This window comes from Chitinophaga cymbidii (assembly GCF_007992715.1).
GTDB classification, from domain to species: domain Bacteria; phylum Bacteroidota; class Bacteroidia; order Chitinophagales; family Chitinophagaceae; genus Chitinophaga; species Chitinophaga cymbidii.
Genome location: NZ_BKAU01000005.1, coordinates 275,467 through 291,670 on the forward strand (window position 1 = coordinate 275,467; position 16,204 = coordinate 291,670).

Genomic DNA, 16,204 nt, shown 5'->3' on the forward strand with positions numbered 1-16,204 from the left:
GCAACACATGAAATATTCCATCATAGCACTTGTTATCTTATGCAGCGCATGTTCCAGGATCGATAATGCGCGGGAGGCGGAGGAAATAAGACCGTACTCCATTACGGTAAAAGCCAATTCCGTGGTTCCGGAGATCACCAGTACAGCCGGTCTGAAAGTGGTATTCGAGAACTTCGCGGAAGGGTTCAGGCTGGAAAGGACGCTGGGTACCGGCGCCACGGCTATCGACAGCCTTATTCCCGGTATTTACAGCATCAACATATCCGGCCGCGCACAGGCACCCGGCGGCGACGTGTATTACCTGAACGGCGCAAAAATAAATTATGCGGTCACAGCGAATGCCGGCACCGTGGAAATAGATGTGGACGGTCTGAAGGTAAGCCCGCTCGTATTCACCGAGATCTTCTTCGCCGGCACTACGCCGTTTTATTTCAGGAACCAGTTCTACGAAGTATACAACAACTCGGACCAGACGATTTACCTGGACGGTTTGTGCTTTGCCAACCTTACGCCAACTACCGCCACCACCAATTTGCCCTTGTGGCCCGCGGAAGATGGCGCTGACTATGCTTATGCGGAGCGGATATGGAAGGTGCCGGGCAATGGTACGGAATACCCGCTGCTGCCAGGTGAATCCTTCGTGATGTCCCAGTTCGCCGCCAACCACCAGCTGCCGCAATACAATCCCGCATCTCCCGTTGATTGCAGCAGCTCGGAGTTTGAGTTCAATATGGACAACCCGAATTTCCCCGATCAGCCGGCGGTGGATATGCAGCATGTCTTTTATAACGGCAATGCTTCCAAGGGCACGCTGCCACAATACCTGACTTCCGTGTTCGGCGGCGCGTATGTGATCTTCCGCGTACCGCCCGGTGAAACCTACGACCCGGTGAACAATCCCGCGCTGAAAACGAGGAACCTGGCATCCACTTCCACCACGCAGTATGCCAAGATCCCCATCCGCTACGTCCTCGATGCGGTGGAGGCCGGCAACAACCAGAATTCCATCAATGCCAAACGTGTTCCTTCCGTGCTCGATGCCGGTATGACCTATGTGGGCGCTACGTACAACTCGCAGGGCGTTGCCCGTAAAGTGTCGGACATCACCAACCCGGATGGCACCCCCGTTTTCATAGACACCAATAACAGCACAGACGACTTTGAGCGCGGCGTAGTACCGCAGTTCAGGCGTCATGGTTCAAAGATGCCCGCATGGAACCACACCAATTAAGTGAATCAACATCGAAAACAATGAAGAAACTATATATCGCATTATTGCTCACCGCCGCCTCCTTTGGCGCTTTCGCGCAGCAAACGCCACGCAATACGCCGGCTGCTTTCGAGCTTCGTCAGCAACGCAGCCTGTGGCAGCGGTCCGGCAACCCCGCCGGTTTGCAGCTGGACCAACCTTACCGTTATTCCCAGCTGAAAGCGGGTTATGAAGCTTATGACGGCAACTTTCACCGCCCGCAGGAAGGTGTTTCCGGCAACCGGCAGATCGTGGAAACACAGGGCGGCATCTTCCTTGATAGCTGCTATCTCACCGGTTCATTCAACTACCGCCGGGAAGGGATCAAAGAAGCCAGCTTCAATGCTTCCATCATCGATCCGTTCAGAGGCATGCCCTATATTATCGCAGACCTGAACCCCAGTGACTGGGTGCAGCAACACTACCAGCTGCAATTCGGCATTGCCACGCCTTCCTACGGCCGCTGGTCATGGGGACTGGGCGCCAGCTACAATGCCAGCAGCGGCGCCAAGCAGCGCGACATCCGTACGGAGAACTATTATTATGCGCTGTCCATTACACCGGGCGTGGTCTATGCATTGGCGCCCAACCAGCATCTGGGCCTGAACCTGCGTTATGCCAACGTGAAAGAAGAGGCCACGATGAGCAATGTGAATACGTATGTGGACCAGACCTACTACGAGCTGCTGGGCCTCGGTACGGCGGTGAGCATGCTGGGTTCCGGCAGAACGAATAACTACGAAGGCGACAGCTGGGGCGGGGGACTGCAATACCGTTACAGCGGAAAGGCCACGTTGTTCCTGCATTTGAACTACCTCGTGGAAGCGGAGGACCTTACCATATCATTTACCGTTCCGCGCGACGGCGCCTCCGTGCTGCGTAAATCCTGGGAAGCCGGGGCTACGGTGCAGCAAGAATCATCCCGCCTGCTGCACACGCTCGGCGCCCGTTATTACAACCGCCATATAGACGGCATCCAGTATATTACCCAGCGCGATAACTCCGGCAGCCAGCAAGGCTGGATGACCCTGGCCAAATATGTGCGCTCCACTTTCAAGACCACGGAAGCATCGCTGGACTACAGCATTGTCGGTAAAAAAGGGAATAATGATTATTCCTGGCTGGCGAACTTTTCCGCGCGCTACAGGAAGCTGAACGATGAATATATTCTTCCTCACTCGTTCAAAAGAACAGAGAACGCTTACATCCAGGTGGGCGCGAAGAAGAATTTCCGGCTTGGCAGCAGCCAGTTGCTTGTTGGCCTGAATGCCGGTTATAACAGGAACCTTAGCGGTGGTTATGAATACAACGGCGCGAACAAGGATTACGTTATTGTAACCCAGTTGGAAACGAACGATTACCGTTACCTGGCGTCTGATTTTATCCGTGCTGAGCTGCCGGTGACGTTTTCATTCCCGATCGGAAAAGAGAAGAAGAATGTGATGTTTGTGAACGGTTATGCGGGATATACCAAAGCGGAAGGCTTCGGTTTTGATCATCGTGTTACCTATGGTGCTGCTGTGGGAGCGAATTTTTAGCTATTTGAAATGAAGTATGTTGCCGGCGTCCAGGTAGGAATCTATACCTGAAATGGCTTTCAGGTTATTCTGAAAAATATGGACGGGTTGATTTTTATCTATCACGCCGGTAAATTTACGTTGTTGCAGTGCGGCGTTATCTATCCGGGTTTCCAGTCCGTACCAGCGGCGTATTACGCGGCTGATCTCCTGCATGGAAGCGTTTTTGAAATAAAATAAACCTTCCCGCCAGGCCAGTACCTTTTGCTGATCGAAACTGTTTTCAGAGAGCCCTTTTCCGGCCTGGTATGTACCGGCTCTGCCGGGCGCCAGTTGCAGGTCCTGCGCCCCGGCTTTCATTCGTACGGCGCCTTCCACCAGGGCTACCTGGTCTGTTCCCGTATCATAGCTGTTCACATTGAAGCGGGTGCCAAGCACCTGCACCGTGCTGTTGGGAAGGTGCACGAAAAAAGGTTTGCCGGGCATCGGGGCCACTTCAAAGTATGCTTCGCCTTCGATGGTCACCTCCCGTGTATTGCCGGCGAAGGCGAATGGGAAATCCAGCCGGGTAGCTGCATTGAGCCATATTTTGGTGCTGTCTGAAAGCGTGATCTGGTAAGTCATTCCATTGGGCACAACAAGCTTGTTCATGGCCGCGCCCGTCCCCGCCGGACTGGCATATTGCAGGCTGGTTCCGGAATTGGTCAGCTGTGCTGTGCCACTGTTGATCACGCCCTTATTGCGGGAAAGATCGATCTGCTGCCCGCCGGATAATGTCAGCCGGATACCGTCTGCTTCGAATGGCGCCGCATTTTTTGTACCTGTTGGCCCGTTTTGCAGCCACCAGGTGCCGGCAATCCCCAGCAATAAGGCTGCCGCCGCCGCAACGGAAAGCCTGCGCAGGGTGGAAGTGCTTTTAACCTTACGGAGCACGCCGGTCAGCCGGTAGCTGTCCGGCCACTTTGCCGGATCTTTGAACCGGCTGAATGCACTGGAAACATCTTCGGGCGGCAGCTTTTGCAATAATCGCTGATATTCTTCAGCGGCCAGCGCATTGTTGCGCAGGAGGTCCTCACACTCGGCTTCCTCCCGCCCGCTTAACGAACCGGCTATTTTAGCGTAAATGAGATATTCTTCGTAGTCGGACAGCAATTTCATATCAATTAATAGACCCTTTTTTTCACGCAGGCTACTACGTGCATGCTATTGATTTTTTAGTTCTTTTCGTAATATGCGCAGCGCCCTGGCTAACTGGTTGCGCACGGTGTGGACGCTGATATGCAGTTTCTCCGCGATCTGTGCATAGGAGAGCGCCTCTGTGTAATACAGGGTGAAAACCTCAGCCGCCCCTTTCGGGACTTTTTTTAACGCGCGGTGTATAGCTGCCATCAGCTCCGCATGCTCAAGGCGTTGGGAAGGAGGCAGCAGTTCTTCCGGGGCGGGTATAGCGGATTGACGCCGGCGCCGGGTCTGCTGCTTTTTAAGCAGTTTGATGGAACGGTTACGAACAGAGCGGACCATGTAACCTTTAAGCGAGCTTTCGATCTGCAGGTGCAACTGCTGGTGCCAGAAGTCAATGAAAAATTCCTGTACCAGGTCCTGCGCAACAGGTTCATCTTCCAGTATGCTCATGGCTACCACATACAACGTCACACGCATGTCCCGGTATAAAAGATCAAAAGCTTGCCGGTCCCTCTTTTGCAGTTGCTTCAGAAGCGCGTTATAGTCGATTGGTTCAGTACCCATGCCTTTTTTATATTTCATTGATGCCAGCCTGCGATGGGAGCAAACAAAAGTAAATAAATGTTTAACATTATTCCCCGATATTGAACGTAGCCGGTTTTTTTTTCGCTCCCGAAAAAAAAATATGCTTTTCTGTAGTAGGCACGGATGAAAAAAGGGTCTTATAAAAAATATACGCCGCAGGCCGCGGTTTTAAATCAACCGGATCTTGTTTCATTGCCGCTGTCAGTTTCGCCTTGAAGGGAAACGATATGGGCCAAAACCAGCTTTACAATATGAATTTTATGTAGGATTACGGGGAATAGTACAAAAAATGATCCCCCCGGCTTGACAGGCTAACGAGGGGATCTGTCTGAAAATTTTCTTAAAAAGTTCAAACGTTGCAATCTATGCAAAAAACCAGACATTTTTTGAAGGGATGGGCATGCCCTGTGCCTGCACCTGTTACAAGAAACTTTGTTTTTATGATGAGGGTAATTACGGTATGGTTAACAAGCATTTTTTGCGCGGCCCAATTGCTGACAGCTTCTCCCGGATACGGCCAGGGAAAAGAGCAGCAGCGCATCAGCCTGGATTACAGCAAGGCTTCGCTGGCCACCTTGTTTGAAGCGATCGAGAAGAAAGCGGGCCTGGTCATTATGTACGAGAATACGGATATGATGAAGCAGGAAGACGTGCAGGCGGTCTTTCGTAACAGGAAAGTGGCGGAGGTCATGGACCGGATACTGCAGAACAAGAACCTGAAATGGAGCATCCTTGGACGGGTGATCAGGGTGGAACGGCGCAATGATGTGAAAAACGATGCTGCTGAGCCAGGTGTTCCGGCTTACCAGCCAGTACCTCCGGTGCGCATTTATATTACCAGCCTGGAAGGACAGGCGCTCGCCGGCGCTTCCGTTATCAACCGGAAAACGAACAAATCCGGTATTACCGATGCAAAAGGTATGCTGGACCTTGAGGTCAGCGCGGGAGATGTTCTCGTGGTGTCTTACGTGGGATACGCCACACGGGAGATCACCGTTAAAGATGTTTCTCCGTCTTTACGGTTTTCACTACAGGTATCGGACAGTAAGCTGGACGAGATCCAGGTCATTGCCTATGGTACCACGTCCCGGCGTTTGAATACCGGTGCCGTTACGACTGTAAAGGCCGCCGATATAGAAAAGCAACCGGTAGGCAACCCCATTATTGCGCTGAGCGGCCGTGTACCCGGGCTTTCCATTCAGCAAACAACGGGTGTGCCGGGTGCGGCGGTACGTTTCAATATACGGGGGCTGAACAGCATCAGCGGTGCGAACGATCCTTTTATAATCATAGACGGTGTTCCCTTTAATTCCACCAACATCAACATGAGCCAGGGAAACACCATGGGCGCGTTCGGCGGCGCAAGCGCCCTGAATTCGATCAATACGGCGGACATAGAAAGCATAGAAGTGCTGAAAGATGCGGATGCGACCGCCATCTATGGAAGCCGTGGCGCCAATGGCGTTATCCTGATCACTACCAAAAAAGGGAAATCGGGGAAAACAGGGCTCAATGTAAATATCTACCAGGGGATAGGCAAGGTGAGCCGTAAACTGGACCTGCTGGACACCCGCCGCTACCTGGATATGCGGTATGAAGCTTTTGCCAATGATGGTGTGGACTGGCGTGCCGCCAATGTAACCGCCAATGACCTGAAGTTATGGGATACTACACGGTATACGGACTGGCAGGATGTGCTGGTGGGAGGAACTGCAAAATATACAAGCGCACAGGTAGGTTTAAGCGGCGGCAACCAGCATACACAGTTTACGCTTAACGGAAGCTACTGGAAAGAAACATCCGTGTTCCCCGGTGAATTCAGGGACTGGAAACTGTCGGGGAGATTCGGGGTAAATCACCGGTCTGCCAACGACCGGCTTCGCGTAGACTTTTCCACGATCTATACCTATGATAATAATCTCATTCCTTCTTTCAACCCCTTTACCGATGCCCTTAGCCTGCCGCCCAATGCGCCGGCGCTATATAAGGAAGATGGTTCTATCAACTGGGAAGGAGGTACCTTCTATAACCCGATTGCCTATACGCTGGGCACAACGCAGTCACTCAAGTCCTACAACCTCAATTCCAGCGCGTTGTTCTCCTACAGGTTATTCAAAAGCGTATGGTTAAAAGCCAATACGGGATACAGCAAGGCAGATTTCAACACCGTTTCCTTAACGCCGAAAAGCGCTGTCAATCCTTTCTTTTACTATCCTACCAGCAACAAGGGCAACTATGCCACCATCCAGAATACGGGCTGGAATGCGGAGCCATATCTCGAATACGAAACAAAGCTTTACCAGGGGAAGTTATCTGTGATGCTCGGGTCTACCTTCCAGGAGCAGGTGCGGACCACAAACAGTATAAGTGCGTCCGATTTCCTGGACGACAAGCTGATGAACAACCCCGCGTCCGCCAAGAATGTCACCGTTTCTCCAACCGGCATCGTCAAGTACCGGTACAACGCCGTTTTCGGCAGGCTGAACTACAATTTCCAGAACAAATACATCGCCAATCTGACCATGCGGCGCGACGGCTCCAGCCGTTTCGGGCCCGGCCGGCAGTTCGGTAATTTCGGCGCCGTTGGCCTGGCGTGGATATTCTCTGAAGAGGGATTTGCCAAACGATTCGCACCTGTTCTCAGCTACGGAAAACTGAGAGCCAGCTACGGTATTACGGGCAGTGATGCGATCGGCGATTATGCATTTCTTTCCACTTATTCCGTTTCTGCTACCGCCAGTGCAGACAGAGTGGCCTTGAAGCCGGACAGGTTGTATAACCCTGACTATGGATGGGAATCGAACAAGAAAATGGATATCGAGCTGGAACTGGGATTTCTTGAGAACAGGCTCATGTTGTCCGTCAACTACTACCGAAACCGTTCCTCCAACCAGCTTGTAGGCATACCAATGCCCGCGATGACGGGATTCACCAGCATCAACAGCAACCTGCCGGCCACCGTTCAGAATACAGGACTGGAGCTGACGTTGAACACGGTGAACATCAGGAATGAGAATTTTTCCTGGAATACTTCCTTCAACCTTACCGTTCCGCGAAACAAGCTGGTGGCATATCCCAACCTTGCTTTATCCACTTATGCAACATCCTATGTTGTAGGCTACCCGCTTTCATTGGAGATGCTGTATGATTATGTAGGCGTAAACTCCCTGACCGGTGTGAACGTGTACCGGGACAGGAACGGGAAAGATACCTCGTTTATCACATCATTTTTCTTTACGCAGGCAGACCGTACAATACTTGTTAATACAGGCCCGCGATTCTACGGAGGTATCAGCAACGAATTGCAGTACAGGAACTTTCGTCTTGATATTCAGCTGGTATATTCAAGAAGAACGAGGAACAACGACATCGCGGTGCTGCCCGGTGTTGCCGGCAGGGAGAATAACATCACGGCCTATGTTTTTAATAACAGCTGGCGGAATCCCGGAGAGGAAGCGCTGTTTCCGAAATTTACCCAGAGCACAACCTCTCCCGCCTATCGCTCAAGAACTTCCAGCTCGAGTGAAGCGTACTTTACAGATACCTACTACCTGCGGTTGAACAATCTTTCATTATCCTGGACGCTGCCGCAGGAATGGCAGCGGAAACTGCATGCCAGCAACGCCAGGGTTTATCTGCTGGGACAGAATTTGCTGACGTTTACAAATTTCAAAGGTGTGGACCCCGAAACCGGAACAACGAGCATGCCGTTAATGCGTGTAATGACGGCGGGCGTACAGTTTAATTTATGATCTATAAAACCGAAATCATGTCAACTTATATAAATAAGGGAATTGTAACGATCATATGCATCCTGGCCATCCTGATGCCGGCGTGTAAAAAATTCGTGACGGTAGGAGAGCAGGAAACCGCAATGGGAGAGAAAGCCACTTTTGAAAAGGAGCAGACAGCGACAGCAGCTTTGCTGGATGTATATTCCAGTGTCTATAATATGTTCGGCAGTACCGGAGGGCTGTGTCTCACCAAGATCAACGCCATGTATGCCGACGAGTACACGCTTACCAATACAGATGCCAGTTTGATGCAGTTACATACGAACTCGCTCGACGCCGTTAACATATACGTCAGGGGTTTTTGGAACGGTTCCTATACGGCCATATATAAGATCAATGCCGTTTTGGAAAATATTGAAAAGTATGGCTCGGCAATTCCGGCGGCGAGCAGGGACCAGTTGACAGGAGAAGCAAGATTTCTCCGCGCATTTTCCTATTTGCTGCTGGTAAACGTATACGGTGACGTACCGGTTTTACTCACGCCGGACTACCGGCAGAATATGAAAGCTGCCAGAACTCCCCGGGCTGATGTCTACAAGCAGATCATAGCAGATCTGCAGGAGGCGGAGAAATTGCTGAATGCCGGTTACCTGGACGATAAGAATGTTCCCGGCGCCATGCGGCTTCGTCCAAATAAAGACGTAGCTACCGCTTTGCTTGCCCGCGTGTACCTCTACAACAGGATGTGGGAGGAAGCGGAAAAGGCGGCCACAACCATCATCAACAAGCATAACGTCTATGCACTGGAAACAGACCCCGGGCGTGTATTCAGCATCAATAGCAAAGAGGCCATACACCAAATGGCGACTAATAACCGCGTGGCCTATCCCGGAATTGCGATTGCTTTTGAGCTCACCGGCGCTCCCACTACAACAGGTGCAGGCATGGGCATAGGCGTGTTGAGCAATAGTTTGCTCAGCCGCTTCGAACCCGGTGACAATCGCAGGAGTGCTGCCTGGGTAGGTACATCTACCGCAAACGGCAACACTTATTACTTCCCTCACAAATACAGATCGGGCACAGTGCTAACGCAATATTTTACCACTATACGGCTTGCGGAAATGTACCTCATCAGAGCGGAAGCTTTTATTCAGCAGGACCAGGTGGAGAATGGCGTTGCCGACCTCAATGTCATCAGGCGGAGAGCCAGGGCGCAGGCGGATGCGCAGGTCCCGGACCCGCTGCCCGATCTTTCCTTAACCCTGGCAAAAAAAGAAGCATTGCTGGCGGTGGAACAGGAACGCCGGGTGGAGCTGTTTATGGAAGGCCATCGCTGGTTTGATCTGAAAAGATGGAACGGCATCGAGAACCCGGCCGTTAGCAGGGCGGAGGAACTGATGCCAGCCATCACCACCGCAAAAGGCGGAAGCTGGGAATCCTATAAGATGTTATTCCCGCTTCCGCAGAATGAAGTATTGCTGAACACCAACCTGGAACAGAATGACGAGTACTAATCTGTTCGTTACACATTGTTGAAAAATAAATCTATTCCGCACGGTATTCTTTTTTACAAATCAGAGTCTTGTTAAAAGAGAACCTGGTGCATAAAACTTAAAGCAATCAAAAATGCAATCAAAAGTAAAATTATTGGCCCTGATGCTATTGGCCGCATCACCGGCAATGGCACAGAAAACAGCGGCGGACGCTAAACCGGGTGAAGTGACCGTGAGGGGAAAGGTAGGTAACCTGAACGCGCCCCGGCAGCTTTGGATCTATATGGGCGATGAAAAATGGGATACCGTCCCGGTAAAGAACGGCGAATTTGAATACCGGAAAAAAACGTTGCTGCCTGCTTACGGAGCTATCATGGTTAAATACAGCCCTTATTACCCGGGTGTTAAAGGGCCGGGCTTCTTTTCGGACATGAGCCTCGCCAGCGTTTTCTTTGAGAATGGTACCATGACCGTTAACACGGCGGTAGATACACTGAAGACAGGCGTTCAGATACAAGGCTCTTCATTGAATGCAAAGCACAACGAATTCTGGAATAAAGAGGGTGCGCTGGTCCGCGACCAGAAGAAGCTGGCGGCTGAATTCAATAATGCTTCGGTTGAACAATTGCAGTCTGAAGCTTATCTGCAGGAGTATGAAAGGAAGAACGAAGTGATCTTACAGCGTTGGGACAGCCTCGTACTGGCGGAAGTTAAAAAATATCCCGATTCCTATCATACCGTAATGGCTTTTTACGGATACATGAGGCAAAGAAAGCCGGATTCGACTGCCGCCATCGCCATCGCCGATCAGTTCGGGGAGCTGTACAAGGAGCGGATGCGTTCCAGTGTTCGCAACCAACCGGCTGAAGCAACGGCGAAGATCCCTGTTGCGCCCGTTGGATCTGTGGCCCCGGATTTCGTGCAGGATAACATGGAAGGCAAGCCTGTAAAGTTATCCGACCTGCGCAGTAAATATATACTGATCGATTTCTGGGCAAGCTGGTGCGGGCCCTGCCGCAAGGTAAATCCCGATCTTGTAAAGCTCTACCAGCAATTCAAAGGCCCGAAGTTCGAGATACTGGGCGTTTCGCTCGACCAGGATGCGGATAAATGGAAGGCTGCTGTAGAAAAGGATCAACTTACCTGGCTGCATGTATCCGACCTTAAAGGCTGGAAGAATGAAGTGGCGCAGCAATACGACATACGCGCCATTCCGCAGAACCTGCTGCTGGACCCTTCCGGGAAAGTAGTGGCGAGGAACCTTAAAATAGACGAACTGGAAGATCAATTGAGCAACCTGCTGAAATAGAACAATATGGCAATCCGGAAAATGATGATATGGCTGACACTGGCGATGAGCTTTCTTCAGTTAACGGCCAGTGCTCAAACAGCGGCAGAACGTAAGCAGGCGTTTCCTTTCGAGTTCAAAGACACGCTGGGAAGAGTGGTGAAACTCGACGATCTCAAAGGCAAGGTGGTCTACATGGATTTCTGGTTCACCGGATGCAAAGGCTGCGTGCAGGTAGCAAAAGGGTTGCACGATGCCGTTTTGCCCGCTTTCCGGGAAGATACCAGCGTAGTGTTCATGTCCGTTTCGCTGGATATCAATTTCCTGAAGTGGAAAAGAAGCATCCGGGAAGGACTGTACACGAGCGAAGGCGAACTGAATGTATTTACCATGGGTATGGGCGGCGATCACCCGTTTTACCGGCATTACGGATTCTCCGGCGCTCCGCAAACGATGCTGATAGACAGGCAGGGGCGCGTTGTTTCCACTTCTCCGCCGTTTCCGGGACCAGCACTCGTGGAAATGATCCGGTCGGAACAGAAATAATGTTTGAGTTTTTCAGCCGTATTTATATATTTGCAACGTTGATGCATAATTTAGAATATCTGATTTGATCAACATAAAGGCACAGCAATGCCCTGAAGCTATTTTTTTGCGATCTGCAGCGCTGCCGGTTTTTCCTTGACCGGTAGCGTTGCATTTTTTCAGATCGCATTCATATCAATCATTCGTTCATGAGATACGGTCTATTGATGGTAGTTGGTTTAGCAGTGGCATCCTGCCAGGTATCCCGCCCTTTTACCACCTTACAAAACAGCGATCGCGCGCTGGCGGACAGCATGCTGGCATATGCACTGGACCACGAGGCCGTTTATACGCTGCTGGATACGATCAAGCCCGTCAGCAGTGTGAAGTTCCTGAGATTCCCTGTAGCGAAAACGTCTTTCATGAAGGATGGCGATCACCAGGTGACGCCGGGGGACAGCCTGCCTGCGCTGGCATTACAGTACGCCCGTATCTGCGCGGAACTAAGCAAGGGAGATCACCAGTTTGTAATGATGCCTTTTGCGCAAAAAGAGGGACACATGCGCAACATTGAAATATACGTTGTGCGGAAAAGCAGGTTTTCGTCGTTGATCGCGCAGCATGCCGCTTTCTTTGGCCAATGGGGCTTCACGCCGGAAAGTGATCCCGCTACCGTGCTCCCGGTCATCGAATATGAAAGCCGGCACGACCGTAACAGGGGATACGGGCTGCTGTTCGGGTATCCGTTATATGCCGTTGATTTTTTTGTGACGGCCAACCAGACGGTGGAAAAGGATACGACGATAAAGCTTGTTCCGCGCGATTTTTTTGCAATACCGGTATACGCCGGCAACAAGGGGCATTTCACCTATGCGATGCCCAAGGGACATCAACCCTCGGAAATTGATTCCATGATATACCGGAGGGCGGTCCATACACTGGACCGGTATAAAGCACAAAGACCAAAATATTTTACATCCGGAGGGCTGAAGGCAATTGCATTATGGCGCAACTGGAATAAAAAACCATAACACATGCTACAAATAACCAACCTGAACAAAACGTACGGGGACCATCATGCCCTGAAAGGATTAAACCTCACCGTCAACAAGGGAGAGGTGTTTTGCCTCCTCGGCCAGAACGGGGCGGGTAAAACCACCACCATTAATATTTCGCTGGGTTTTTTGGCGCCTGATTCCGGTGAAGTGCTGATAAACGGGAAGAAAGTTGGGAAGGATGGGAATGATACCCGGCGCCACATCGCCTATATTCCGGAAGTGGTGATGTTATACGCGAACCTTACCGCTGTTGAGAACCTCGACTTCTTTAGCAAGCTCGCCGGCTATTCATATGACCGCAAACAACTGCGGGATTTTCTGACAGACGCCAATCTGCAATCCGAAGCCCACGAAAAACGGGTGGGGGCCTTCTCAAAGGGCATGCGCCAGAAAGTAGGCATTGCCATCGCCATCGCGAAGAATGCGGACGTAATACTGATGGACGAGCCTACCAGCGGGCTGGACCCCCGGGCTACGGACGAGTTTACCCGCATTGTAAAACAGCTGGCATCCCAGGGGAAGTCGGTGCTGATCGCTACGCATGACATCTTTAACGCGGTATCCATCGGTACGCACATCGGTATCATGAAAGACGGGCAATTGCTGCATGTGGTGGGCGCGGACAATATCAGCCCGGAAGCGTTGCAGAAACTTTACCTGGAAACCATCTAAAATATTCACATGAAAATATTCATAACACTAGCGTCGCAGGAACTGAAAAGACTGTGGAGGGACAGCACTTTCCAGGTACTGGCGGTATTTCTGCTGCTGTTGTCCGGCTACGCCATATTCAGTTCCACGGAGCAATACGGGCATGCATACACGGAACATCATGCGTTGACCGATACGGCGCGTTACATGCTGCAGCACCAGAAACCAACATCCGCGCATATGGCCGGGCATTACGGGCATATCGTATTCAAGCCTGCAACGTTCCTGCAGGCCATCGATCCCGGCGTAAACGCCTATACAGGTACAACGGTAAGGCTGGAAGCGCACCGGCAGAACGAAGCGGTGTTCATTCCCGCCTCGGGGCAGTCGTCACTCATACGGTTCGGGGAATTTTCATTTGCGATGTTACTGCAGGTGATTTTTCCGCTGCTGATATTGTTCACCTGCTACCGTTCCATTATTGCCGACCGGCAGAACGGCACGCTCCGGTTACTGCTCTGCCAGGGCGTGAGCATGCGGCAGCTGATAACGGCCAGGGCCGCCGCTTATATTGCGGTTTACTGGACTTTCCTGCTGCTGGCGGCTCTGGTATATGGCCTGGTATTTTACATGGGACAGCACGAAGCGGGGGCCGGTGTGCTGCCAAGGGTGTTCCTGCTGGTATTCCTGTACGGATTGTATTACGCGCTGCTGATCGCATTGACCGTTTATTTGTCCGCAAGGGCCAATAGCCCGTCGGGCCTGCTGGTCGGGTTGCTGGCGGCGTGGTTCATATTCACGGTGATCATTCCCAAAACCGCGGCCAACATTGGGGCGCAGCGAACGCCATTGCCAACAAGGGTAGCGTTCGACCAATCCATTGCGGACGACCGGAAAGGCGGCATTAATGGTCATGATACCCGTAACGAGCGCTCGCAGCGATTTACAGATTCGGTATTGCGCGCACACGGTGTTGACAGCGCCAGCCAGCTTCCGGTAAAACTGGGCGGCTTATTGATGCAGGCGGATGAAGATTTCAATAATTATGTTTACGATAAGGCCATTACACGCATCAGCAGCATCATCTCGGCACAGAACAGGGTAGGAGCGGTTTCCGGGTTTGCGGACCCTTTCATGGCCGTTAAAAATCTGTCGATGGCTATCGCGGGTACAGACATGCACCATCATTATGATTTTACAAAAGATGTGGAAGACTACCGGCGGGTGCTGATCCGCGACCTCAACAAGCTGGACGCGGCAAGGGTATCGGAGTTTAAAGACAGCAAGGGAAAGCTTACACAGGAGTACTGGGACCAGGTGAAAGACTACCGCTACGAATCCCCTGCGCTTGGCTGGAGCCTGGCTAATTATATCACCGAGATCATCGCTTTATTCACCTGGATCGTAGCAGTTTGTTTGCTGATCGCACTTACATCCAATAAAATCAGGATTGCATGACGAAGTATTTAACTATCTGGAAATACCAGGCGGTATTGCTGCTCAGGAACCGTTTTTTGGTGGCAGGGCTCCTGTTCCTGCTGGTGGCGGGCCTGTTCGGTGCGCGGTACGGTAAACATTTTGTAAGCCAGCAGGAGGAAATGATCTATGCTGTGGATACATTGCAGCAGCAGAAAACGGCATATGCCATAAAGGAGATAAAAAGAAGGGATACGGCAACGCTCAGCCTGGAAGAACAGCAGCGGTTCGATGATGTGATGAAGTATTATCAGTCTGCCGTTGCCGGCGCAAAAACGGTCGTGTACAGGCCCGGCCCGTTCACATCGCTGTCCATCGGGCAGAAAGACAACTTTCCGTTTTATCATGAAGTGTCCAATAATTTCAGGGGGGCGGATATTTATAGTACAACGTCAACGGATATCCAGAACCCGGTTAAATTGCTCGCCGGGAATTTCGATCTCTCGTTCGTGATCATTTACCTGTTCCCGCTGTTCATTATTGCGCTGGGGTATAATGTGCTTTCCGGGGAAAAGGAAAACAGCACCTTTACGCTGCTGCGCATCCAGGGCGATGTGAAAAGGGTGCTGCGTCACAAGTTGGCGTTCCAGGCATCCGTATTGATACTGCTGTCGGTCGTTATCAACCTGGCCGCCTTTGCCATAAACGGTATTTCATTCCGGCAGGAGGCCGTGCAGATGAGCGCCTGGCTGCTGATCACGGTTATTTACATCGTTTTCTGGTTTTCACTGGTCTATTTCATCGCTTCACTGAACCGTTCCAGTACCACCAATGCCCTCGTGCTGGGGGGATTGTGGATCATTTTGCTGCTGCTGGTCCCATCTGTCATTCACCGGAACGTATCCGATTCTCATGAAAAGGAACTGGTGCAGACGATGTTCAATCAACGGGGTGATTATTCCAAAGCCTATGACCTGGAGCCGGCGCAGCTGGCCGATTCATTCAGCAGCCTCCGGCATCCTTACCCGCTCGCGGCCATGAAGGATACAGGAGATGGCGCACGGCGTTTTTATGAAGGGTTGATGCGGTCGGAGATACAGATCCGTTTTAATAACAGCATGGGTAAAATGGTAGTGGAGAGCCAGGCGAAAGAGTATGCGCGCACACTGCGGCTGAACTGGTTGAACCCGGTGTTTGCTGTTCAGAACGCATTCAACCAGGTGGCCGGTTCGGAGATAAACAACTACCATCAGTACCTTGCCGCCGCGGAAGCTTACCAGGCGGAGCGCCGCTATTACTTGAACAACATCGCGATACAGGCAAAACCGTTTACGCTGTCAGACTTTTTGAAAGTGCCGGAATTCGGTTTCCGGCAGTCCGTCGTAAACCTGGCGGAAGCCCTGCGGTTGCTCCTGCCGGTTATTGTCTTAACTTTGTTACTGATAATAACCGCGTCTTTGCGCCGGGTGATAAAATAATTTATCTTTCAACTAAAGAAGGGGGCCG

12 protein-coding genes are annotated in these 16,204 nt (G+C 51.5%); 10 read left to right on the top strand and 2 right to left on the bottom strand.

Translation table 11 applies throughout. The features are described 5' to 3' along the window. Nucleotides 1-7: 7 nt before the first annotated feature. Both CCY01nite_RS19740 and CCY01nite_RS19745 read left to right on the top strand, forming a co-directional pair. On the top strand, nt 8-1,231 hold the full coding sequence (locus CCY01nite_RS19740) for a DUF4876 domain-containing protein (RefSeq protein ID WP_146865422.1): 1,224 nt from the start codon (nt 8-10) through the stop codon (nt 1,229-1,231). Nucleotides 1,232-1,251: 20 nt separating this feature from the next. After that, nucleotides 1,252-2,787 (top strand): DUF6850 family outer membrane beta-barrel protein, encoded by a 1,536-nt coding sequence (locus tag CCY01nite_RS19745; RefSeq protein WP_146865424.1) that lies wholly within the window; start codon nt 1,252-1,254, stop codon nt 2,785-2,787. On the opposite strand, the gene CCY01nite_RS19750 is transcribed toward CCY01nite_RS19745, so the two are convergent. Both CCY01nite_RS19750 and CCY01nite_RS19755 read right to left on the bottom strand, forming a co-directional pair. Continuing rightward, nucleotides 2,788-3,924, bottom strand: coding sequence for a FecR family protein (locus CCY01nite_RS19750; RefSeq protein WP_146865426.1), 1,137 nt, complete (start codon nt 3,922-3,924; stop codon nt 2,788-2,790). A 45-nt stretch (nt 3,925-3,969) separates the two neighbouring features. Next, on the bottom strand, nt 3,970-4,512 hold the full coding sequence (locus tag CCY01nite_RS19755) for an RNA polymerase sigma factor (RefSeq protein WP_186831165.1): 543 nt from the start codon (nt 4,510-4,512) through the stop codon (nt 3,970-3,972). 461 nt (nt 4,513-4,973) lie between these two features. Here CCY01nite_RS19755 and CCY01nite_RS19760 point away from each other — a divergent pair, with 461 nt between their 5' ends. The 8 genes from CCY01nite_RS19760 (at nt 4,974) to CCY01nite_RS19795 (ending at nt 16,176) form a co-directional block, all read left to right on the top strand. After that, nucleotides 4,974-8,285 (top strand): SusC/RagA family TonB-linked outer membrane protein, encoded by a 3,312-nt coding sequence (locus CCY01nite_RS19760; protein WP_186831166.1) that lies wholly within the window; start codon nt 4,974-4,976, stop codon nt 8,283-8,285. A gap of 17 nt (nt 8,286-8,302) precedes the next feature. Beyond that, nucleotides 8,303-9,781 carry a RagB/SusD family nutrient uptake outer membrane protein gene (locus tag CCY01nite_RS19765; RefSeq protein WP_186831167.1) on the top strand — a complete coding sequence of 493 codons (1,479 nt, stop codon included), beginning with the start codon at nt 8,303-8,305 and terminating at the stop codon, nt 9,779-9,781. A gap of 112 nt (nt 9,782-9,893) precedes the next feature. Beyond that, nucleotides 9,894-11,069, top strand: coding sequence for a TlpA disulfide reductase family protein (locus CCY01nite_RS19770; protein WP_146865434.1), 1,176 nt, complete (start codon nt 9,894-9,896; stop codon nt 11,067-11,069). A gap of 6 nt (nt 11,070-11,075) precedes the next feature. After that, on the top strand, nt 11,076-11,594 hold the full coding sequence (locus CCY01nite_RS19775; RefSeq protein ID WP_146865437.1) for a TlpA family protein disulfide reductase: 519 nt from the start codon (nt 11,076-11,078) through the stop codon (nt 11,592-11,594). Between the two features lie 188 nt (nt 11,595-11,782). Then, nucleotides 11,783-12,604, top strand: a complete 822-nt coding sequence (locus tag CCY01nite_RS19780; protein ID WP_146865439.1) for a hypothetical protein — start codon at nt 11,783-11,785, stop codon at nt 12,602-12,604. Between the two features lie 3 nt (nt 12,605-12,607). Further along, nucleotides 12,608-13,303 (top strand): ABC transporter ATP-binding protein, encoded by a 696-nt coding sequence (locus CCY01nite_RS19785; RefSeq protein ID WP_146865441.1) that lies wholly within the window; start codon nt 12,608-12,610, stop codon nt 13,301-13,303. Between the two features lie 9 nt (nt 13,304-13,312). Next, entirely contained in the window at nt 13,313-14,740 is a 1,428-nt protein-coding gene (locus tag CCY01nite_RS19790; protein WP_146865443.1) for a DUF3526 domain-containing protein, read from the top strand. After that, complete coding sequence (locus CCY01nite_RS19795; protein ID WP_146865445.1) at nt 14,737-16,176, top strand: ABC transporter permease subunit; 1,440 nt, start codon at nt 14,737-14,739, stop codon at nt 16,174-16,176. Before CCY01nite_RS19790 ends, CCY01nite_RS19795 begins: the two co-directional genes overlap by 4 nt. Nucleotides 16,177-16,204: the final 28 nt, after the last annotated feature.

Coding starts and splice junctions, on each gene's coding strand:
- CCY01nite_RS19740 (WP_146865422.1), top strand. CDS start 8: ATGAAATATTCCATCATAGCACTTGTTATCTTATGCAGCGCATGTTCC.
- CCY01nite_RS19775 (WP_146865437.1), top strand. CDS start 11,076: ATGGCAATCCGGAAAATGATGATATGGCTGACACTGGCGATGAGCTTT.
- CCY01nite_RS19785 (WP_146865441.1), top strand. CDS start 12,608: ATGCTACAAATAACCAACCTGAACAAAACGTACGGGGACCATCATGCC.
- CCY01nite_RS19750 (WP_146865426.1), bottom strand. CDS start 3,924: ATGAAATTGCTGTCCGACTACGAAGAATATCTCATTTACGCTAAAATA.
- CCY01nite_RS19745 (WP_146865424.1), top strand. CDS start 1,252: ATGAAGAAACTATATATCGCATTATTGCTCACCGCCGCCTCCTTTGGC.
- CCY01nite_RS19795 (WP_146865445.1), top strand. CDS start 14,737: ATGACGAAGTATTTAACTATCTGGAAATACCAGGCGGTATTGCTGCTC.
- CCY01nite_RS19790 (WP_146865443.1), top strand. CDS start 13,313: ATGAAAATATTCATAACACTAGCGTCGCAGGAACTGAAAAGACTGTGG.
- CCY01nite_RS19760 (WP_186831166.1), top strand. CDS start 4,974: ATGATGAGGGTAATTACGGTATGGTTAACAAGCATTTTTTGCGCGGCC.
- CCY01nite_RS19755 (WP_186831165.1), bottom strand. CDS start 4,512: ATGGGTACTGAACCAATCGACTATAACGCGCTTCTGAAGCAACTGCAA.
- CCY01nite_RS19780 (WP_146865439.1), top strand. CDS start 11,783: ATGAGATACGGTCTATTGATGGTAGTTGGTTTAGCAGTGGCATCCTGC.
- CCY01nite_RS19770 (WP_146865434.1), top strand. CDS start 9,894: ATGCAATCAAAAGTAAAATTATTGGCCCTGATGCTATTGGCCGCATCA.
- CCY01nite_RS19765 (WP_186831167.1), top strand. CDS start 8,303: ATGTCAACTTATATAAATAAGGGAATTGTAACGATCATATGCATCCTG.